Origin of the sequence: Halomonas sp. NO4 (assembly GCF_010994375.1) — a bacterium.
GTDB lineage: Bacteria > Pseudomonadota > Gammaproteobacteria > Pseudomonadales > Halomonadaceae > Halomonas.
In genome coordinates this window covers 78214-98733 of record NZ_WHMA01000006.1, presented here as the reverse complement: position 1 = coordinate 98733, position 20520 = coordinate 78214, and the positions used below count along the sequence as shown (strand labels likewise).

Annotated in this window: 21 protein-coding genes; 8 read left to right on the top strand and 13 right to left on the bottom strand. The window is 66.4% G+C overall.

The genetic code is table 11. From position 1 onward, the window contains the following. Window positions 1–28 precede the first annotated feature (28 nt). From FEF15_RS07015 to FEF15_RS07005, 3 genes are all read left to right on the top strand, one after another. A complete protein-coding gene (locus FEF15_RS07015; protein WP_163558443.1) occupies window positions 29–1771 on the top strand; it encodes an FAD-dependent oxidoreductase in 1743 nt (580 codons plus the stop codon). Then, window positions 1764–2588, top strand: coding sequence for a TIM barrel protein (locus tag FEF15_RS07010; RefSeq protein WP_163558442.1), 825 nt, complete (start codon window positions 1764–1766; stop codon window positions 2586–2588). Before FEF15_RS07015 ends, FEF15_RS07010 begins: the two co-directional genes overlap by 8 nt. Before the next feature lie 81 nt (window positions 2589–2669). Beyond that, complete coding sequence (locus tag FEF15_RS07005; protein ID WP_163558441.1) at window positions 2670–3560, top strand: DMT family transporter; 891 nt, start codon at window positions 2670–2672, stop codon at window positions 3558–3560. A 3-nt stretch (window positions 3561–3563) separates the two neighbouring features. Here FEF15_RS07005 and FEF15_RS07000 read toward each other — a convergent pair whose 3' ends face one another. The 6 genes from FEF15_RS07000 to FEF15_RS06975 form a co-directional block, all read right to left on the bottom strand. Next, window positions 3564–4835, bottom strand: coding sequence for a TRAP transporter large permease (locus FEF15_RS07000; protein WP_163558440.1), 1272 nt, complete (start codon window positions 4833–4835; stop codon window positions 3564–3566). Beyond that, window positions 4836–5390: a TRAP transporter small permease subunit gene (locus tag FEF15_RS06995; protein WP_163558439.1), complete on the bottom strand. Its 555-nt coding sequence runs from the start codon at window positions 5388–5390 to the stop codon at window positions 4836–4838. It lies immediately after the preceding gene. Between the two features lie 63 nt (window positions 5391–5453). Beyond that, window positions 5454–6464 carry a DctP family TRAP transporter solute-binding subunit gene (locus tag FEF15_RS06990; RefSeq protein ID WP_163558438.1) on the bottom strand — a complete coding sequence of 337 codons (1011 nt, stop codon included), beginning with the start codon at window positions 6462–6464 and terminating at the stop codon, window positions 5454–5456. Between the two features lie 317 nt (window positions 6465–6781). Further along, a complete protein-coding gene (gene aroQ / locus FEF15_RS06985; protein WP_163558437.1) occupies window positions 6782–7228 on the bottom strand; it encodes a type II 3-dehydroquinate dehydratase in 447 nt (148 codons plus the stop codon). Continuing rightward, entirely contained in the window at window positions 7225–8091 is an 867-nt protein-coding gene (locus FEF15_RS06980) for a shikimate dehydrogenase (protein ID WP_163558436.1), read from the bottom strand. The genes aroQ and FEF15_RS06980 overlap by 4 nt, the downstream gene beginning before the upstream one ends. 42 nt (window positions 8092–8133) lie before the next feature. Continuing rightward, a complete protein-coding gene (locus FEF15_RS06975) occupies window positions 8134–9981 on the bottom strand; it encodes a sugar phosphate isomerase/epimerase and 4-hydroxyphenylpyruvate domain-containing protein (protein ID WP_163558435.1) in 1848 nt (615 codons plus the stop codon). 409 nt (window positions 9982–10390) lie between these two features. Between FEF15_RS06975 and FEF15_RS06970 the strand changes: the two genes are divergently transcribed. The 4 genes from FEF15_RS06970 to FEF15_RS06955 all read left to right on the top strand — a co-directional run bounded on the left by FEF15_RS06970 (window position 10391) and on the right by FEF15_RS06955 (window position 14179). Next, a complete protein-coding gene (locus FEF15_RS06970) occupies window positions 10391–11398 on the top strand; it encodes a tripartite tricarboxylate transporter substrate binding protein (protein ID WP_163558434.1) in 1008 nt (335 codons plus the stop codon). Between the two features lie 60 nt (window positions 11399–11458). Further along, window positions 11459–11935 (top strand): tripartite tricarboxylate transporter TctB family protein, encoded by a 477-nt coding sequence (locus FEF15_RS06965; protein WP_163558433.1) that lies wholly within the window; start codon window positions 11459–11461, stop codon window positions 11933–11935. A 15-nt stretch (window positions 11936–11950) separates the two neighbouring features. Beyond that, on the top strand, window positions 11951–13453 hold the full coding sequence (locus tag FEF15_RS06960) for a tripartite tricarboxylate transporter permease (RefSeq protein ID WP_163558432.1): 1503 nt from the start codon (window positions 11951–11953) through the stop codon (window positions 13451–13453). Window positions 13454–13516: 63 nt separating this feature from the next. After that, a complete protein-coding gene (locus FEF15_RS06955) occupies window positions 13517–14179 on the top strand; it encodes an HAD family hydrolase (protein WP_240454100.1) in 663 nt (220 codons plus the stop codon). Window positions 14180–14203: 24 nt separating this feature from the next. Here the strand turns inward: FEF15_RS06955 and FEF15_RS06950 are convergent, their stop codons facing one another. The 6 genes from FEF15_RS06950 to napE all read right to left on the bottom strand — a co-directional run bounded on the left by FEF15_RS06950 (window position 14204) and on the right by napE (window position 18868). Further along, the gene (locus FEF15_RS06950; protein WP_163558431.1) at window positions 14204–14806 is read right to left on the bottom strand and encodes a NapC/NirT family cytochrome c; all 603 of its coding nucleotides are present in this window, start codon (window positions 14804–14806) and stop codon (window positions 14204–14206) included. Between the two features lie 10 nt (window positions 14807–14816). Then, on the bottom strand, window positions 14817–15290 hold the full coding sequence (locus FEF15_RS06945; RefSeq protein WP_240454099.1) for a nitrate reductase cytochrome c-type subunit: 474 nt from the start codon (window positions 15288–15290) through the stop codon (window positions 14817–14819). A gap of 12 nt (window positions 15291–15302) precedes the next feature. Further along, on the bottom strand, window positions 15303–17798 hold the full coding sequence (gene napA / locus FEF15_RS06940) for a nitrate reductase catalytic subunit NapA (protein ID WP_163558430.1): 2496 nt from the start codon (window positions 17796–17798) through the stop codon (window positions 15303–15305). Then, the gene (locus tag FEF15_RS06935) at window positions 17779–18081 is read right to left on the bottom strand and encodes a chaperone NapD (RefSeq protein ID WP_163558429.1); all 303 of its coding nucleotides are present in this window, start codon (window positions 18079–18081) and stop codon (window positions 17779–17781) included. The genes napA and FEF15_RS06935 overlap by 20 nt, the downstream gene beginning before the upstream one ends. Continuing rightward, complete coding sequence (gene napF, locus FEF15_RS06930; protein WP_163558428.1) at window positions 18078–18590, bottom strand: ferredoxin-type protein NapF; 513 nt, start codon at window positions 18588–18590, stop codon at window positions 18078–18080. The genes FEF15_RS06935 and napF overlap by 4 nt, the downstream gene beginning before the upstream one ends. An 80-nt stretch (window positions 18591–18670) precedes the next feature. Beyond that, window positions 18671–18868: a periplasmic nitrate reductase, NapE protein gene (gene napE / locus FEF15_RS19615; protein WP_163558427.1), complete on the bottom strand. Its 198-nt coding sequence runs from the start codon at window positions 18866–18868 to the stop codon at window positions 18671–18673. Between the two features lie 107 nt (window positions 18869–18975). Between napE and FEF15_RS06920 the strand changes: the two genes are divergently transcribed. Then, window positions 18976–19479, top strand: coding sequence for a DUF4142 domain-containing protein (locus tag FEF15_RS06920; protein ID WP_163558426.1), 504 nt, complete (start codon window positions 18976–18978; stop codon window positions 19477–19479). Window positions 19480–19551: 72 nt separating this feature from the next. Here the strand turns inward: FEF15_RS06920 and FEF15_RS06915 are convergent, their stop codons facing one another. Beyond that, a complete protein-coding gene (locus FEF15_RS06915; RefSeq protein ID WP_163558425.1) occupies window positions 19552–20475 on the bottom strand; it encodes a branched-chain amino acid transaminase in 924 nt (307 codons plus the stop codon). Between the last annotated feature and the right edge of the window lie 45 nt (window positions 20476–20520).

Sequence of the window (20520 nt, the reverse complement as noted above, 5' to 3'; positions counted from 1 at the left end):
TCCGGAACACCATTCCGGAGAGGCACCCATGGGCGAGACAGGGCACGACTACGACTTGGTGGTGGTAGGCTCCGGCGCCGCCGGGCTCTCCGCCGCTGTCACCGCCGCCTACCACGGCCTGTCGGTGGCGGTGGTGGAGAAAGAGCCGGTGCTGGGCGGCGCCACCGCCTGGTCCGGCGGCTGGATGTGGACACCGCTCAACCCCCTGGCCCGCGCCGCCGGCATCCAGGAAGACGCGGAGACGGTGCGCACCTACCTGCGCCACGAGCTGGGCGAGCGCTACGATCCCCAGAAGATCGACGCCTTCCTCGCCGGCGCCCCGGCGATGGTCGCGTTCTTCCACGACAGGACTGCCCTGCAGTTCGCCGACGGCAACGCCATCCCCGACATCCACGGCGACACCCCCGGTGCCGGCACCGGCGGGCGTTCGGTGATCGCCGCGCCCTTCGATGCCCGCGCGCTCGACCCCACCACCCTCACGAAGCTGCGCAAGACCATGCCGGAGACCGCCTTTCTGGGCATGCCAATCCAGGCCGGACCGGACCTCATGGCCTTCCTGACCGTGACCCGCTCGCTCAAGTCCGCCTGGCATGTCGCCAAGCGCTTCAGCCGCCACCTCCTTGACCTGGCGCGCCACGGCCGCGCCATGCAGCTGGTCAACGGGGTGGCGCTGATCGGCCGGCTGGTCCACTCCGCCGATGCACTGGGCGTCGAGACCTGGGTGTCCTCGCCGGCGCAACGCCTCATCCGGGAGGGCGAGCGGGTCAGCGGCGTGGTGGTCGACACGCCCGAGGGCGAGATGACCCTGACCGCGCGTCGCGGCGTGGTGCTCGCCGCCGGTGGCTTTCCCTGGGACGTTGCGCGGCGACGCGAGCTCTTCCCGCGCACGCCCACCGGTCAGGAGCACTGGCCGCTGCCGCCCCCCGCGGCGAGCGGCGACGGCCTGCGCCTGGGCGAGGCAGTGGGCGGGGTGGTCGACACCACGCTCTACTCGCCGGTGGCCTGGGCCCCGGTCTCGGTGGTCCCCTACCAGGACGGTCATGTCGGCCACTTTCCGCACATCATCGACCGCGGCAAGCCTGGCCTGATCGGTGTGCTGCGAAGCGGCCAGCGCTTCGTCAACGAGGCCCACGGCTACTACGACTACGTGGACGCCATGGTCAAGGCCGTACCGGAGGGCGAGGAGGTGTGCTCCTGGCTGGTCTGCACCCACCGCTTCCAGCGCCGCTACGGTCTGGGCATCACCCGTCCGGCGCCGGTGCCCTTCAAGCACTGGATCCGCAAGGGCTACCTCAAGAGCGGTCGGACACTGCGGGAGCTGGCCGAGGCCTGCGGCATCGACGCGGCGGGCCTCGAGCGCACCGTTGCCGCCTACAACGCGCACGCTCGCCACGGCGAGGACCCCGAGTTCGGCCGCGGCTCCACCCTCTACAACCGCAAGCAGGGCGATCCGGCCCACCGCCCCAATCCCTGCGTGGCGCCCCTCGACCGCGGCCCCTTCTACGCCGTCAAGGTGGTGCCCGGCTGCTTCGGCACCTTCGCCGGCCTCAAGACCAACGAACACGCCCAAGTGCTCGACGCGGGTGGGGAGCCGATCGCCGGCCTCTACGCCGCCGGCACCGACATGGCCAGCATCATGGGCGGCTACTACCCGGCCGGCGGCATCAACCTCGGCCCGGCCATGACCTTCGGCTACCTCGCCGGCCGGCACGCCGCCGGCCAACCGCTGACCGATGCCGACACGACACGCGAGCCTGCCGCCCATGAGTGAACGCCGCTTCTCCCTCGCCGCCCTGACGGTGCTCGAACTCTCCCCGCCCGAGATGGTGGAGACCGCGGCTCGCGCCGGCTATGACGCCGTCGGCCTGCGCCCGGTCCCGGCCACCGCCGGCGAACCCAGCTTCCCGCTGATGACCGACAGCGGCCTGCTGCGCGAGACCTGCCGGCGCCTTCGCGACACCGGCCTCCAGGTACTCGATATCGAGATCCTGCGGCTCAAGCCCGAGACCCGTGTGAAGGCGGACTTCGCCGCCGTCATGGAAGTGGGCGCGGCGCTCGGCGCCAGCGAAATCCTGGTGGCGGGCAACGACGACGACCAGACCCGCACCATCGACAACTTCGCTGCCCTGTGCGAGCTGGCCCGCCCCTACGGACTCCACCCCCACCTGGAGTTCATGCCCTGGACCGGGGTGAAGAACCTCGCGGAGGCGCGCCACATCGTCGCTGCGGCGCGCGACACCGGGCACGACAACGCCTGCCTGCTGGTCGACGCCTTCCACTTCGACCGCTCCCGCAGCCGCCTCGAGACGCTGGCCCAGGTGCCCGCCGACTGGCTGCGCTATGCGCAGCTGTGCGACGTCCCGGGCCCGATCCCGGAGAGCATGGACGAGATCCTGCGCGAGGCGCGCAGCGAGCGGCGCTTCCCGGGTGACGGCGCGGCCGACCTCCAGGGCCTGCTGGCGGCGATCCCGCCCAGCGTGCCCCTGAGCCTGGAGATCCCCACCGATGCCCTGCGCCAACAGGGGGTCAGTGCCCTCGAGCGCGCCACCCTGGCGCTGGAGAAAGCCCGCCGGGTGATCGGTCGCTGAACACTCCGGCGATGCCTGCCTTCTCGCTCTATCAATTAGCCAGCTATCATCAAGCCCCCCATCCACATCCCCCGGAGCCCCATGAGCACCTCGCCACCGCTGGTTCCCGCACTGCCCGCCGACCGCCCGCTGCTCGGCATCGCCTTCATGCTCGCCGCCGGCCTGCTGTTCGTGATGCTCGACACCGGCGTCAAGTGGCTCGGCCAGAGCTACTCGCCGGTTCAGGTGGTATGGGCGCGCTACGCGGGGCACATGCTGGTGCTCGCCGGGTATCTCGCCTGGCTGGGGTTGGCCCGCTGCCGCGAACTGATGCACACGGAGTCGCTGATTGGCCAGGGGCTGCGTGGCCTGCTGCTGTTCGGCGCCAGCACCTTCGCCTACCTGGCACTGCGCGAACTGCCGATCCTGCAGGTCTATGTGGTCAATTTCAGCTCGCCGCTGCTGGTCACCCTGCTGGCCATCCCGCTACTCAAGGAGAGGGTGAGCCTCCCACGCGGCCTGGCCGTCGCCACCGGCTTTGTCGGGGTGATGATCGCCGTGGGCCCGGTGGACTGGCGCGCCCAGCCGGCCGCCCTGCTGCCCTTCGGCATGGCGCTGTGCTTCGCTCTCTATCAGCTCACCACCCGGCGCTTCGGCCGCCACGACCACCCGCTCACCTCGCTGTTCTACGCCGGCCTGGCCGGCGCACTGGTTTCCAGCGCAGTGGTGCCGCTGTTCTGGACGCCCATCGCCGCCGCTGACGCTCCGCTCTTCCTCGGCGTGGGGTTGCTCGGTGCCGCCAGCCAGATGGCGTTGATCATGGCCATGCGCTGCGCCCCCGCCTCGCTGGTCTCGCCCTTCCTCTATCTGCAGATCATCTGGGCGTCGGCCTCCGGCTACCTGGTATTCGGCGACGTACCGGAACTCGACACCTACCTGGGCGCCGTGCTGATTGTCGGCGCCGGCATCTTCCTCGCCACCCGGCGGGGCTGAACGTCAATATCCCAGCAGTCTGGGCAAGCCAGTGACGGTGACCGGCACGAAGGTGATGATCAACAGCACCAGAAACTCGACTAGGAACAGTGGCAGGATACGCCGCGACAGCTTGGCCATCCCAACGTTGGCCACGGAGTCCGCCACGAACAGGCACAGCCCCATGGGTGGGGTGATCAGGCCGATCATCAGGTTGAAGATGACGATGATGCCGAAGTGAACGGGGTCCACCCCCATGCCCACCGCGATGGGGTGCAGGATCGGCACCAGGACCAGCATGGCGGCAATGCCCTCCAGGAAGAGCCCCGCGACCAGGAACAGCACGATCACCGCCAGCAGGAAGGTCCACTCCGCGGTGATATACACCAGCGCCATATCGGTGAGCATGTTGGGCACACGGTTGAAGGTGAGCAGCCAGTTGGCCGCGGACACCGCGGCGATGATCACCAGAATCACCGCGCTGTCGACCATGGTGCGCGAGAAGATACCCGGCAGGTCGCGCCAACCGATATTGCGAAACAGCACCATGCCCACGAAGAGCGCATAGGCCACGGCAAAGGCCGCCGCCTCGGTGGGAGTGACGATGCCCAGCAAGATGGAGCCAACCACGAACACCGGCATCAGCAGCGGGATGATGCCGTCGATGAGCACCGTGCGCTTCTCCTCCTTGGGCAGCGCCGCGCCACCTTTCTCGTACCGGCTGGCAAAGATCATCACATAGCCGGAGAGGAAGAGGGCCAGCAGCAGGCCGGGCACGATGCCGGCCAGAAACAGCGCCGGCACCGAGACGCCGCTGACGATCAGCGCGTAGATGATCACCGGGATGCTCGGTGGGATGATCGGCCCGATCACCGAAGAGGCGGCGGTGAGTGCCGCGGCGAAGTCCCGCGGATAGCCCTCCTTCTCCATTTCGGGAATGAACACCCGACCCAGCGCCGAGGTATCGGCCACGGCCGAGCCGGAGAGACCGGCAAAGATCACCGAGGCCCAGATGTTGACGTGGGCCAGACCGCCCTTGAGCCGGCCTACCAGGACCTTGGAAAAGGCGATAATGCGCACGGTGATACCGCTCTCGTTCATCAACTCCCCGGCCAGGATGAACAGCGGGATGGCGAGCAGGGCAAAGGAGTTGATCCCCGAGAACATCTCCGTGGGGACAATGGCGAGCCGATAGGGGAACTCGCCCACGGCCATGAAATAGAACAGCGAGGCGATGATGGCGAAGGCCACCGGCATGCCGATGGCTAGGCTAACCAGCAGGATCAGATAGACCATCTAGGTTCCCTCGCTAGTCGATGCACGCAGTTCGCTGAACCGCTCGATGGCCTTCAGCAGCGCCGCCAGCGAGAGCATGACACCCCCCAGCACGAGCGCAAACTGATAGGGCGCCATGGTGGCCAGCACATTGACGATCTCCAGACCGGTGGCCTCGCGCAGGCTCCGCACCGTACTGTTGAGCCCGGAGATGCGCATGCCGCCGCGGCTGGCCATGAACAGATAGGCCGACCAGGCCAACAGCAGACCGATCGCGATCATGGCCAGGTCGACCACGAAGAAAAGCCACTCCCGCAGCCGGGACGGCAGCAGGTCGACCAGCACCCCCAGGCGCACGTGGCGATCCTGCAGGTAGGCCAGCGCCATGCCGAACATGACGCCGTAGATGCCCAGGAAGACCGGCACCTGATCGCCCCAGGCAAGGGAGGTGCCAAAGACATATCGACCCAAGGCATTAAAGAAGACGATCAAGAAGATCAAGGCCATGGTGAGCCCGGCACCGAAGGCGAAGACGCCCGCGGCCAGGCGCGGCACAGTCCGCAACAGAAGCGTCATGCGCGTCGCTCCTTCTGGCGAGTCACAGGCACCGTGCCGGCGGCGTGCCGGCACGGCGGGCACTTACTCGGTGGCCGCGGCCACGGCCTCCTGGAGGCGCTCGATCCACTCCGCCTCGTCACCCAGGTCCTCGGTCAGCCAGTCGATGACCGGCGGCTGGGCCTGCTCGCGGAACTGCTCGAGCTCATCCGGCGACGGGCGGTAAACCTGCATGCCCTCATCCTGAACGGCCTTGAGGCCTTGTGCCGTGGTGAACTGCTGGATGGAGCGCCCCATGGCCCCGGCAATGACACCGGCACGGCGCAGCACCGCCTGGTCCGCCTCGGAGAGGCTATTGAAGTAGGTATCGTTGATCACCAGAAAATCGGCGGCGTAGATGTGGCCGTCGAGGGTCATGTACTCCTGCAGCTCATGCAGGTTGTTGTTGTAGATGGTGCCAACCGGGTTCTCCTGACCATCCACGACCCCGGTGGAGAGCGCCGTCGGTAGCTCCGACCAGGCAATGGGGGTCGGCTCGCCTCCCAGCCCCTCGACCATCTCTACGTAGAGGGGAATGTCCTGAACACGAAATTTCAGGCCCTCCATGTCGGCCGGGGTGCGGATCTCGCGCACACTGTTGGTGAAGTGGCGCACGCCGGTCTCGCCATATCCGAGGGTGCGCAGGCCGGTCTGCGCCCGGCAGTGCTCGGCGAGCTGGTCGCCGAAGTCGCCGTCAAGCACCTCCCAGGCCACCAGCGGCGACTCGAACATGTAGGGGATGTCCAGCACCCCGGCGGCCGGGCAGACCGAGGACATGGCGCCCGAGACCATCACTACCTGGGTGGTACCGTCCATGGCCTGCTGGACCAGTTCGTCCTCGTCGCCCAGCGAGGCCGCCGGGTAGATATCCACCGTATGTTCGGTCTCACCCTCGACGATGTGCTTGAACATCTGGGCGGCGGCCCCCTTCTTGGAGGTCTGCCAGTCGTCGGGATCCACGTGCGCGAAGCGAATGGTATCGGCCTGGGCGAACGCACTGACTCCCAGACAGAAAGCGGTACCCAGGAGTAGCGGCTTGGCTGCAGTAAGGTTCATGGACGGCTCCTTGTTTTGCGATGGTCATGTTTTTTGCTGCGGGCTACGCTCGAGGTCGCTCGAGCGCCACCTGCCTTCCTGACTGCAAGAGTGGTACATACTTGGCAAGTCGTCGACTGGGGCAACGTGAGTCCGGTCGCCTTGACTCGCCTGGGCGGCATCCGCGCCATGCCGGCTCGGATGGGATGCTCACACCTCGCGCGGCAGGTGTGCCAAGAAGGGGGAGCCAAGCCTCGGTTTCTGTCAGGGGGCGCCGGCCATCTGGATCGCAAAAAACCCGCCAGATGGCGGGTCGGAGAGGTCAAGCGGTGGAGCCGTCAGGGGGGCGCGGCGGCGAAAACGGCCTCCAGCGCGGCCTGGTAGCCCTGAGTGCCCAGGCCGGCGATCACGCCGTCGGCGCGCAGCGAAACGTAGGAGTGGTGGCGGAAGGCTTCCCGCCGGTGCACGTTGGAGAGGTGCACCTCGTACACCTTGCCCTCGAAGGCGTTCAGGGCATCGAGGATCGCTACCGAGGTGTGAGTGTAGGCCGCCGGGTTGATGATGATCGCCAGGGTGCCGTCCAGCCGGGCGGCGTGGATGGCGTCGATCAGCGCTCCCTCGTGGTTGCTCTGGAAACAGTGGATGTCCCAGCCAGCAAGTAGCGCCCGCTGGTGCAGGGCGTTGTTGACGTCGTCGAGGGTTTCTCGGCCGTAGATCTCTGGCTGGCGGGTGCCCAGCAGGTTGAGGTTGGGGCCGTGCAGCACCAGCACCTTGCCCTGGCTCATGCGTCGTTCTCCTTGAGCAGTTCGCGCCGGTAGTGGGCGAACAGGGTCATCGCCTGTTCGTCGGCGGCGGCGCGCCGGGCTTCATCCTCGCAGAACAGCTTGAAGGCGTCGACACCCTGGAAGACGAACAGGCTCACGCCGCTCATCACGCTGGCGCCAACGGTCCTGGCGGCGGCCACGAACTCAGTGACGGCGGGCACGTAGACCGCATCGAAGATCCAGTGATGGGGCTGGATCAGCCCCTTAGGCAGCGGGCAGCCGGGGCTCTTCTCGTGACCGATGGGGGTGCAATTGACCAGCCCGTCGCAGCGCGCGACGGTGGCGTCGAGCTGATCGGGCGTGATAAAGGAGGCGGCAAAGCCCTGGGCGGCCAGTTCGCCGACGAGCTGGCGCGACTTGGCAGCGTCGAGGTCCATCAGGATGATCTCTTGGGCACCCAGCTTGCCCAGGCCGAAGGCCACCGCCTTGCCCACGCCGCCGGTGCCGATCAGCAGCACCCGCCCCGGGGCGCGCTCGCCGAGGGTGGCGCGGTAGCCGCTGATGAAGCCGGTGAAGTCGGTGTTCTCGGCGACGATACCGCCGGCCTCGAACACCAGCGTATTGGCGGCCCCCACCATGCGCGCCCCCTCGGCGGGCCGGTCGGCGAGCGTCACCGCGGCCTCCTTCCAGGGGAAGGTGACGTTGACCCCGCGATAGCCGTCGGCGATCACCTGCCGAACCTGGCTCTCCAGCGAGGCGATGGGCTGCTCGTTGGCATCGAAGAGGTCGTAGGTAACGGGAATGCCGGTCAGCTCACCCAGACGGCGGTGCAGGTCGGGGGAACTGGAGTTCATGATGGCCTTGCCGATCAAGCCGAGTCGCATGGTGGTACCTCTGTGCATCGTGAAAGGTTCATCGTGGAATGCTCAGCGCGAATGGCTAGCCTGGGCGGCAAGCCGTATGCCGGCGTTCGCCTCCCCGAAGCGGTGGTAACCGCCGCGCCGCTCGACGATCTCGAAGAAGAAGCGCCCGGCAAAGGTCTCGGTGTAGGCGTGGAAGAATTCGCCGTCATCGGAGCGATCGTAGAGGATGTTGCGGCTGCGCATGCCCTCGAGCAGGTCACTGTCGAGGTCGTAGCGCGCCTCGAGATCGTCGTAGTAGTTCTGCGGGATCTTCAACAGCGGCAGGCCGCGGGCACGCAATTCGTCGACGGTAGCGAAGATGTCGCGGCTGGCGAAGGCGATCTGCTGCACGCCGCCGCGGTGGGCGCTGAGGAAACGCCCCGGCACGGTGTCCTGGGCCTGGGACACAGTGAGCGGCAGGCGGATGCTACCGTCGGGGCTGTTGACCGCCTGGCTGACCATCATGCCGTGGGGGTCGACGATCTCGTGCTCGGCTTCGGCCTCGAAGCCGAGCACGGTGCGGTGGAAGAGCTGCCAGCCGAGCAGTTGGGTGGCCGGCAGCACGTAGGAAAGGTGGTCGACTCGTGTCAGCCCCGCCTCGTCGCGGCTCTCCTGGTCGAAGAGCTCGAAGTCGGTGCGCCACTGGCGATCGGCGGCCGCCGCGTCGTCGACGAGGTAGATCAGGCTGCCCTCCACGCCACGCAGGGCGGGGATCTCCATCTCGCCCTCGCCCACCTGGCCACGATAGGTCTGGGCCTTGAAGGCGCGGGCACGCCCCAGCAGCCGCTCCACATCGTCCACACGAAAGCCCACGGCACACACCGAGGTGCCGTGCAGCAGGCGGAAGGTGTGGGCAAAGCTGTCGGTTTCGAAGTTGAGCACCAGATGGATATCGCCCTGCTTCCACAGCTCCACGTTCTTGGAGCGGTGTCGCCCCACGTGGCGAAAGCCCAGCGCACCGATGAACTCGCCCAGCGGCGCAGCACTCTCCTCGTCGAGGGTGAACTCGATAAAGTGGATGCCGTTGTAGCGCGGCGCGGGGGGCACCGGACTCGCCCAGGGCCCCTGCGGCAGCAGGTTCTCGAGCCAGATCAGCGAGCGCAGGCCATCCAGGGCCGTGGCATCGGTGGGGGCGGCGCGGAAGGCGTCGCTGAAGATCTCCAGCGACAGCGGGCCGTCGTAGCCGGTTTTCGCCAGCGCCTGCATGAAGGCCTCGAGGGGCAGGCGCCCTTGGCCGGGAAAGCAGCGAAAGTGGCGGCTCCACTGCAGCAGGTCCATCTCCAGCAGCGGGGCATCGGCCACCTGGACGAAGGCGATCTTCTCCCTGGGAATCTTGCTGATGGCGGAAAGATCAAGGCCCCGCGCCAGGATGTGGAAGCTGTCGAGCACCACTCCCAGCGCCGGATGGTCGGCACGCCGCACCACCTCCCAGGCATCGCGGTAGTCGGCAATGTAGCGCCCCCAGGCGAGTGCCTCGAAGCCCACCCGCAGGCCGCGCGCGGCGGCACGCTCGGCGAGCTCGCGCAGGTCGGCGGCGGCGCGGTCCAGATCATCCACGGCCTGGGGAGAGACGCTGCTGCACACCAGCAGAAAGTCGGTGCCCAGCTCCTCCATCAGGTCGAACTTGCGCTCAGCGCGCTGCAGGTTGCGGCTGCGTTGGGGCTCGGGCATGGCTTCAAAGTCGCGGAACGGCTGGAAGGCGACGATGGCCAGCCCCAGGCGATCGCAGAGCGCTCGCACCTCGGACGGCGAGCCGTCGAAGGAGAGCAGGTCGTTCTCGAAGATCTCGACGCCGTCGAATCCGGCGCGGGCAATGGCTTCCAGCTTGGTTCGCAGATCGCCGCTCAGGCAGACGGTGGCAATGGCGCGCATGGTGTCCTCCAAAGCATCAGCGGCGGCTCACATCGAGAGCCGGCGATGCCGCTTGTTCGCATAGCGTTCTTTAGTTCGCATTATGCACGAAGACAGGGGGCGCTTGGCAAGGTGTTTCGGAACGTCGTTCCATACCTTGGGCTACCGCCCCTCCCTGCCACTGCCTACTACTATAGAGGGTATACCTTGGTAACGGACTCACCGGAGCAGCGCGGTCGGCGGCCATCTCGATACCTTCGACCATGGTCTTAGATGGCCCCTCACGCATTGACACTTCTGGAAGGGAGTTCTAGTGTTCGCAGGAAGCACGTAAGTTCGTAAAGCGAACATAAACGGTCATTCACCGCCCCGACACAAGGGGCACTGCCCAAGTCTGGCAGCCACCACAACAAGCATCCCTGGAGGACCCATGTTCAAACCGATTCTGGCCCCGCTCGCCCTTGCCGTCGGCTCCCTGGCCCTGGCCGGCACCGCCCAGGCCGAGTATCCCGAGCGCAACATCCAGGCCACCATCCAGTGGGGCGCCGGCGGCGCCACCGACAACGTGGCACGCAGCCTGACCCCCCACGTCGAGGATATCCTCGACACCACCCTCGTGCTCACCAACCGCGCCGGGGGCACCGGCGTGATCGGCATGAACCACGTGATGCGCCAGCGCCCCGACGGCTACAACCTGCTCTACGGTGCCGAGAACCCGCTGCTCTATCCGCTGATGGGCCTGGCCGACTTCACCTATGACGACATGCACACCGTCAACATCATCGGCCAGGGGCTGGTGGTGATCGCCGCGCCCGCCGACAGCCCCTACGACAACTTTTCCGAACTGCTCGAGCACGCCCAGGAAAACCCTGGCGAGTTGCGCATGGGTGGCACCGGGGCCGGCGGCCTGCCAAGCACCGTGTATGCCATGATCAATGCCGTCGACGAGCTGGACGTGCGAACCGTGACCTTCGGGGGCGACGGCCCCGGCATCACGGCCATGCTGGGCGGGCATATCGACTTCATGCCGCTGAGCCTGGCCGCCGCCGGCGAGCAGATCCGCGGCGGCGAAATGAAGGGGCTGGCGGTGCTGACCACCGAGGAGATCGACTCGCTGCCCGAGGTGCCGCCGATCACCGAAGCGCTGCCGGACATCGAATCCTTCCTGCCCTGGGGCCCGTTCTGGGGCGTCTTCGTCCATGAAGACACCCCGGACGAGGCCAAGGCGACCCTTGAATCGGCCTATGAAGAAGCCGTGGGCAGGGAGGAGTTCCAGGAATTCCTGCAGAACTTCGGTGCCGAGGCGCTCAACCTCAACGGTGAAGAGGCCGAGCAGTACTTGGACAACTGGCAGTCGGTCACCGCCTGGGCCATGTACGAAGCCGATGCCGGTATCCTCGAGGCGACGCCCGAGGAGCTCGGCATTCCGCGCCCCTGACCCCCAACCCAACCTGCCGGAGGCCGGGCAAGTTTCGCCCGGCCTGCTTGGAGTCATCCCATGAGCCAAAAATTCGAGCGCGTCCAGGCGGGGGAGAAGGTCTTCGACTGGCTGTTGCTGCTGCTGAGCATCGCTGTCCTGATCGAGGCCTATCGCATCGACGGGATTCCCGGCCTCAACTCGCCGGGCTCCTTTCCCATGGGACTTGCCGTGATCATGCTCGCCTCGTCGCTGGTGATACTGGCCAGCCACCGCCATAAGCGGCGTGACCCGCGGATTCGCAACGCCCGGCACGAATTCCAGGTGTTCTTCCACGAGCACTTTCAGCCACATATCGTGGTTTTCACCCTATTCGCCGTGGCCTATCTCGCCGCCATCGTCTGGGTGAGCTTCTACATCAGCACCTTCTTCTTCCTGGCGGTGATGTTCATCTATTTCCGCCAAGGCCGGGTGGTCAGCTCGCTGATCATCGCCGCCGTGGCCATCGCGGTGATCTACGGCCTATTCACGCTGGTGTTCCGCGTCTACCTCCCCTGACCGCAGAGGTCCCCGATGAGCGATACCTTCTCCTATCTCCTGATGGCCTGGCTGGACCCCCAGCTGCTGCTGCTGACCGCAGTGGGCACCCTGGCCGGCATCTATGTCGGCGCGATCCCCGGCCTCTCGGTGACCATGGCCGCGTCGATCCTCATTTCCTTCACTTTCTCCTGGGATATCAACAACGCCCTGGCGCTGATGGTGGGCATCTACGTGGGCGGTGTGTACGGCGGCTCGCGTACCGCCATCCTGCTCAACATTCCCGGCGCCCCCTCGGCAGTGACCACCGCCTTCGACGGCTACCCCCTGGCCCAGCGCGGCGAGGCTGGACGTGCCATCGGCCTGAGCACCGTGATGTCGGTAATCGGCGGCCTGCTCGGCACCCTGGTGCTGGCCGGCACCGCCCCCTACCTGGCGGATATGGCGCTGGAGTTCGCCCCGCGCGACTATTTCCTGATTGCCGTGCTCGGCCTGCTGCTGGTCAGCACCCTCTCCGGCAAGTCGCTGGCCCGCGGCATCTTCTCCGTGGCCCTTGGCGGTATCATCGGCCTGGTGGGCATGGACATGGTCACCGCCCAGCCACGCCTGACCATGGGCAGCATGGCACTGATGGGCGGCATCCACTACGTGGTGGTGATGATCGGCCTGTTCGGTGCCGCCGAAGCCTTCTACCAGCTGCACAACCTCAACAGGGTGCCGGTCAAGCAGAAGGTCGACAAGATCATTCCCCCACTCAAGATGGTGCTGAAGTACCTGCCGCTCTCGGTGCGAACTTCGATCATCGGGGTGGTGGTCGGCGCCCTGCCTGGCACCGGCGGCGATATTGCCTCGCTGTTTGCCTACGACCATGCCAAGCGTACCGTCAAGAATCCCTCGAGCCCCTTCGGCGAGGGCGCCTACGAGGGACTGGTGGCGCCGGAAACCGCCAACAACGCCGCCGTAGGCGGCGCCTATGTGCCCATGCTGACACTCGGCATGCCGGGCGACGCGGTGACCGCGGTGATCATCGGCGCCTTGGTCATCCATGGCCTCAATCCCGGCCCCATGCTGATGATCGAGACGCCGCACATTTTCTGGTTCACGGTGGGCAACCTGGCGCTGGCCAACCTCTTCCTGCTGCTCTTCGGGCTGACCGGCATCAAGGTCTTCTCCAAGGTGGTGGAAGTTCCCAAGGCGCTGATGATCCCGCTGATCCTGGTGCTCTGCGTGGTGGGCACCTACTCCATCAACAGCAACATGATGGAGGTCTACTGGATGCTCGGCTTTGGTATCCTCGGCTACTGGCTCAAGGTGTTCGGCTTCCAGATGGGGCCCATCATCCTCGGCGTGATCCTCGGGCCACTGCTCGACGAGACCTACCGCCAGGCAATGTCCTCGGTGGGCGACGACACCGGCCAGTTCCTGTTGGCCCTGGTGGCCAACCCCTTGTCGCTGGTGCTGACCCTGGTCATAGTGCTGGTGCTACTCAGCCAGACGCCGCTCAAGCCTTGGGTGAAGCGCCGCCTGAGCCGACAGTGAGCACCGCTGCGACCCGGCGCGACCATCACGGCCGCGCCAGGTCGAGTCGATAGGGAGCCAGCCGTGAGCGATCGCCTGTCCCGTCCCGACACCGCCCTGGTCTTCGACTTCGATGGCGTGATCCTCGACTCGGCGCGGCTCAAGCGCCAGGCCTTCGCCGACCTCTATGCCGAGGAGCCCGAGGAGCAGCGCCGCGACGTGGTGGCCTACCTGGAACGCCGCGGCGGCCAGCCCCGCGAGGTGAAGTTCCGCCATATCGAAGGGCGTATCCTCGGCCGCGAGGCCGGCGATGCGCGCATCCAGGCGCTGTGCCGGCGCTTCAAGGCACGGGTCGAGCAGCGCCTGCTCGAGGCCCCGGCCATTCCTGGCGCGCTGGCCTTTCTCGAGCGCTGGGCCGAGCGGGTGCCGCTCTACCTGCTCTCCGCCACTCCCGAAACGGAGCTGCAGGCGATCACCGCACAGCGCGGGCTTGACCGCTACTTCCTCGAGGTGATTGGTGCCCCACCGGACAAGGTCACGGGGCTGCGCAACCTGCTGGTGCGCCGCGACCACGCCCCGGGCGCCACGGTGATGATCGGCGACTCCTACAACGACTATCGCGCGGCGCGCTCCAATGGCACCGCCTTCATCGGCGTCACCACCGACCCGGCCGCCTCCCCCTTCCCTGGCGACGTCGTCACCACCACCGATCTCACTGGCCTGGAAACGGCGCTCGCACGCCTGTGACACATCCGGCCCGCAGTCGGGCCATCACTCCCAGCCCTCGACGCCGGACATGTCGGGTAGCTCGTGGGCGATGCCCTTGTGGCAGGTGATGCAGGTATCGTCGCCCTCGATCAGGCCCCGCCGATGCGCCTCCGACGCGCGGGGACTCTGGCGGGTGAAGTCCATGGCCTCCTCGTCATGGCAGTTGCGACACTCCAGCGAGTCGTTGGCTTCGAAGCGTCGCCACTCGCGCGAGGCCATCTCCAGGCGATGCTCGAGAAATTTCTCGCGAGTATTGATCGTGCCGAAGATCTTGCCCCACACCTCCTTCGAGGCCTGCATCTTGCGCGCCATCTTGTCGGTCCAGTCGTGGGGTACGTGGCAATCGGAACAGACGGCCCGCACCCCTGAGCGGTTGGAGAAGTGGATCGTCGGCTGGATCTCCTCGTAGACGTTGTCGCGCATCTCGTGGCAGCTGATGCAGAACGCCTCCGTGTTGGTCGCTTCCATGGCGGTATTGAACCCGCCCCAGAACAGCACGCCGCCGATGAAGCCGCCCACGGTGAGAAAGCCGAGGCTGAAATAGCCGCTGGGGGAGCGGAAGATGCGCCAGAAGTTCGACAGCAGGCTCTTGATTCGTTTCAGCATTCAGCGGCCCTCACTGTTCCGTGTCAGGGGATTGGCGGATGATGTCGATGATGTCGACGAAGGTGTTGTCGACCACCGGCGATGCATCCGTCTGCGGCACGTGACACTGATTGCAGAAGTAGCGGCGCGGCGACAGGTCAGCGAGAAAGTTGCCATCGCGATCCATGTAGTGGGTCACGCTGACCATCGGCGCCTGGCTTTCCCCCACCTGCACCCGGCTGTGGCAGCTCATGCAGCGGTTGGCGTTGAGATCGACCTGGTAGTTGTCGATCTTGTGCGGGATGGTGGGCGGCTGCATGGGGTAGGCGCGCACCCGCCGGATATCCCGGTTTTCAACCGGATAGAGCGGCTCGGGGGTGCGCTCCTCTAGCAGCGGCATGTTGCCGCGCATGGCATCGAGCTCCCCTTCCGCGGCAATGACGGCCATGCTGATCCCCAGCACGGCGAAGGCGATCACGATCAGTCGCATGGCACTCAGTCGCATGGCACTTCCCCCCTAGACCGGCTCGATCCGACAGGCGCACTTCTTGAAGTCCGTCTGCTTGGAGATGGGATCGGTGGCATCCAGCGTGACCTTGTTGATCAGCTGGCTGGCATCGAACCAAGGCACGAACACCAGGCCGCGGGGCATGCGGTTGCGCCCCCGTGTCTCGACGCGGCTGTTCATCTCGCCCCGGGTACTGACGATGCGCACCTCGCTGCCCCGTCTCACCCCCAGCTCGCGGGCATCCTCGGGATGCAGGTAGACCACCGCCTGGGGAAAGGCGCGATGCAGCTCGGGCACCCGGCGAGTCATCGACCCGGAGTGCCAGTGCTCGAGCACCCGGCCGGTGACCAGCCACAGGGGGTACTCGTCGTTGGGCGACTCCGCCGGCGGCTCGTAGGGCACGGCGAAGATCACCGCCTTGCCGTCCGGGTGGCCGTAGAACTGGAAGTCGCGCCCCTCCTCTACGTAAGGGTCGTAGTCGCCGTTGTAGCGCCACAGGGTCTCCTCGCCGTCCACCACCGGCCAGCGCAGGCCACGCTCCTGGTGGTAGACGTCGAAGGGCGCCAGGTCGTGCGCCTTGCCGCGACCGAACTTGGCGTACTCCTCGAACAACCCCTTCTGGACGTAGAAGCCGAAATGGTGCGCCTCCTGATTGGCATAGTCCGCATTGAGCTCGTCGAGGCCGAAGGCGTCGACCTGGCCGTTGCGAAACAGCACATCGAACAGGGTCCGGCCCTGGAACTCGGGATTGGCGTCGAGCAGCTCCTGGGACCACACCTCGTCGGTGGTAAAGCGCTTGGAGAACTCCATCAGCTGCCAGAGGTCCGAGCGCGCCTCGCCCGGCGCCTCCACCAGCTGGTGCCAGAACTGGGTGCGCCGCTCGGCATTGCCGTAGGCGCCCTCCTTCTCCACCCACATGGCCGCCGGCAGGATCAGGTCGGCGAGTTCGGCGGTCACCGTGGGGTAGGCGTCGGAGACGACGATGAAGTTCTCCGGGTTGCGGTACCCGGGGTAGGTCTCCTCGACCAGGTTGGCCGCCGCCTGGACGTTGTTGTTGCACTGCACCCAGTAGGCGTTGAGCTTGCCATCCTTGAGCATGCGGTTCTGCAGCACCGCATGGGCCCCTGCCTCGGGCCGGATCAGGCCGCGCGGGACGCGCCAGGTGTCCTCGGCGAACTCCCGGTGCTGGGGATTCATCACCACCATGTCCGCCGGCAGCCGGTGGCCGAAGGTGCCCACCTCGCGGGCGGTGCCGCAGGCCGAGGGCTGTCCGGTCAGCGAGAAGGGGCTGTTGCCCGGGGTCGATATCTTGCCGGTCAGCAAGTGGATGTTGTAGATCATGTTGTTCGCCCACACCCCGCGGGTGTGCTGGTTGAACCCCATGGTCCAGAACGACATCACCCGGGTGTCCGGATCGGCGTAGAGCTCGGCGAGCTCGTCGAGCCGGCGCTTGGGCACGCCGGAAAGCTCGGTGACGGTCTCGGCGTCGTACTCCTGGAGAAACTCGCGGTAGCGCTCGAAGTCGATGTCCTTGGCGCCGCCAGGGTCCTCGGCGTTTTCGGCCACCAGCTCCAGCCGATGCTCGGGACGCAGCCCGTAGCCGATCAGGGTATTGCCCTCCTTGAAGCGCACGTGCTGGTTGACGAAGTCCCAGTCGACCCGGTCGTTCTCGATGATGTAGCGGGCGATGTAGTTGAGCACCGCCAGGTCCGCCTGGGGCGTGAAGACGATCGGCATGTCCGCCAGGTCGAAGCAGCGGTGCTCGAAGGTGGAGAGCACCGCCACTTTTACGTGCGGTGCCGAGAGCCGGCGGTCGGTGACGCGCGTCCACAGGATGGGGTGCATCTCCGCCATGTTGGAGCCCCACAGCACGAAGGCGTCGGCCGCCTCGATGTCGTCGTAGCAGCCCATGGGCTCGTCGATGCCGAAGGTGCGGATGAAGCCGGCCACTGCCGAGGCCATGCAGTGGCGGGCGTTGGGGTCGATGTGGTTGGAGCGGAAGCCGGCCTTCATCAGCTTGTTGGCCGCATAGCCTTCCCACACCGTCCACTGGCCGGAGCCGAACATGCCGATCGCCTCCGAGCCCTTCTCCTTGAGGACCCGCTTGTACTGCGCGGCCATGACGTCGAAGGCCTCGTCCCAGCTCACCGGGGTGAACTCGCCGTTCTTGTCGTACTCGCCGTCGGTCTTGCGCAGCAGGGGCTGGGTCAGGCGGTCCTCGCCGTACATGATCTTGGAGAGGAAGTAACCCTTGATGCAGTTGACGCCGCGGTTGACCGGCGAATTGATGTCGGCGTGGGTGGCCACCACCTGGTTGTCGCGCGTCGCCACATTGACGCCGCAGCCCACGCCGCAGAAGCGGCACGGGGCCTTCGACCACTTCAACTGGGCCTGGGCGGAGTCGGTGATCAGGTTCTGCGCCTGGCTCGTCGCGCTGATGCCGGCGGCGGCACTGGCCGTGGAAGCCGCCGAGGCCTTGATGAAATCACGTCGCGTCAGCTTCATGGCTACTCCCCTCTAGGATCATCTCCCTGTCCAGTTCGTCGGCGCTCTCCACCTGGTGGTAGACGAGGCTCACCGATAGCACGCCGGGCGCGAGCTGGAGCCCATCGATGAACTCCACGACCTCGCGCTGGCCTGACGTCTCCAGGACCAGCACCATCTTGCCGTGCGGGTCGGTGGCGTGGACCTCGACGCCCGGGTGAGCCCGGCAGCGCTGACTGACCGGCTCGATTTGCTCGGGCTGAAGCTGCACCACCAGGCTGGATATATGCACTTCCCGGTTCATGGCGTCTCCTCGCGGCGGGGTGGCAGGGGCGGGCCCACCGTGATGGCCTGTGTGGGACAGATGGCGACACAGGCGCCACAGCCGGTGCAGGCCTCGGTATCCACGCGGGGCTCCGGCACGCGGTGAGCGTTGTAGACGAAACGGATGGCGCTCGTCTCGCAGCTCTCCCCGCAGCTTCGGCAGTAGATGCCCTGGGGCCCGAGGCAGGCGGGGCCGATCTCGGCCACCTGGCCCCAGGGGGGCTCGCGCTCGGGGTCGCGAAAGACCGGCGCTTGGCACACGTCCACGCAGGCCTGGCAGAAGGTGCACTCACCGCGCTGGAAATCGACCTGGGGAAAGCCCGCGGCGTCGCGCACGATGATGCCCGTCTCGCAGGCCTCGACACAGTCGGCGCACTGGGTGCAATGCGCCGTGAAAGTCGACTCGTCAAGGGACCAGGGCGGGCGCAGCGAAGGCGTCCGATCGAAACGCCCTCGGAGCAGAGCGCGCCGCGAAACGTCCACTCCCATGTGGCTTCCCCCTATGCGTTATTGTCGTCACGGTGTTGCTGGTCATGTCGTCAGGGTCTGGCTCGCCGCCGTCTCAGCCCTCAGCCGGGCGGTCCGGGTGGCCCGGTGAAGATCTGGAAGATCCACACGGCGAAGCCGTAGCCGGAAACCAGCAGCACGGCGAGGATGGGAAACAGCACCAGGGCGAGAAAGAGAAAGACCAGCAGTTCCTGTTTCTTCTGCGGGCGATGAGACGAGGGCTCGGGTCGGCGACTGTCTTGATTAACTGTTCTTTGCATGAATACGGCCCCAAACGCGACATCTTGTACTACCGTAGGAAGCAACGACACATCACGCAAATCGGGGCGACAGGGGATGGTTTCGGGGAAAAACCAGGAGAAAACCAGTGAAACCTTTCGTTTCAATTCGCTCGATAATGGCCGCATCGGTGGCCCTGATGGGCCTGATGGCGGGGGCGGCACTGGCCAACTACGACCGCGAGGCAGTGCAGGCCACGTTGCGTGACCTGCATCGGCACCAGGCCGAGCTCTCGGCCCTGGCCGCGGAACGGATCGAGCGTGATGCGGTGGTCGAACTGGCGAACACCCTCGAGCGCGACCACGCCGTGCTCGATGCCTGGCTGGCGGAGGCCGACGTCGAGGCGTCCGCCGCCGACAGCCCTACCACCCTGGGCGACCACGAGGCCTATGCGGCGCTGCAGGAAGAGGAAGGGGAAGGCTTCGAGACGGCCTACCTGGCGTACCAGGAGCAGCTGCTCCGGGCCGCCATCGACTACCTGGAGCGACAGCGCCCCGACGCGGTGGAGGAGCTGACCGAGTTCGACAACCACCTCAAGGTGACCCGCGAGTCGCTGCGCAAGAACCTCGCGCTGGTGGAGTCCCTGCGCTGAATGCCGACAGGCGGCCGTTCGCGTCAATGCCAGACGTCAGCGGCCACCTGTCGCATCATCCCTCATCGACCGTCAGGCCACCGGGGTGAGCCACTCCGAATCGAGGACCCGCTTGCCGCGCACCAGGTCGAAGTAGAGCGACTGGACCTGCTCGGTGATCGGGCCACGACGGCCCTCGCCGATGGTGCGGCCGTCGAGCTCGCGAATCGGCAGCACCTCGGCGGCGGTGCCGGTGAAGAAGGCCTCGTCGGCGATGTAGATCTCGTCGCGGGTGATCAGTTTCTCGCGTAGCTCAAAGCCCAGGTGCTCGGCGATGTGCAGCACGGTGTTGCGGGTGATGCCGTTGAGGCAGGAGGTGAGCATGGGCGTGTAGATGACGCCATTCTTGACCACGAAGAGGTTCTCGCCGGAGCCCTCCGCCGCATAGCCCTGCGGGTCGAGCAGCAACGCCTCGTCATAGCCGCCGCGCTGCGCCTCGGCGAGCGCCATCATCGAGTTGATGTACTGGCCGTTGGCCTTGGCGCGGGTCACCGAGATGTTGACGTGGTGGCGAGTGAACGACGAGGTCTGCACCTTGATGCCCAGTTCGCGCGCCTCGGGCGACATGTAGGAGGGCCACTCCCAGGCGGCCACGATCACGTGGGTCTGGAGGTTGTCGGCGCGCAGCCCCATGCCCTCGCTGCCGAAGAACACCATGGGCCGCAGGTAGGCCTCTTCGAGCCCGTTCTCGCGCACCGCCGCCCGACAGGCCTCGTTGATGGTCGCCTTGTTGTAGGGCATCGACATGCCGAGGATCTTGGCCGAGTCGAACAGCCGGTCGGTGTGCTCCTTGAGGCGAAAGATCGCCGTGCCCTCATCAGTGGCGTAAGCACGCACGCCTTCGAAGCAGCCCATGCCGTAGTGCAGGGTATGGGTGAGGACGTGGATCCGGGCATCGCGCCAGGGAACCAGTTCGCCGTCAAACCAGATGAGACCGTCGCGGTCAGCCATCGACATAGTGTTCGTCCTTTGTGGTAAATCGAGTTGAGTCTGGGTGCTTAT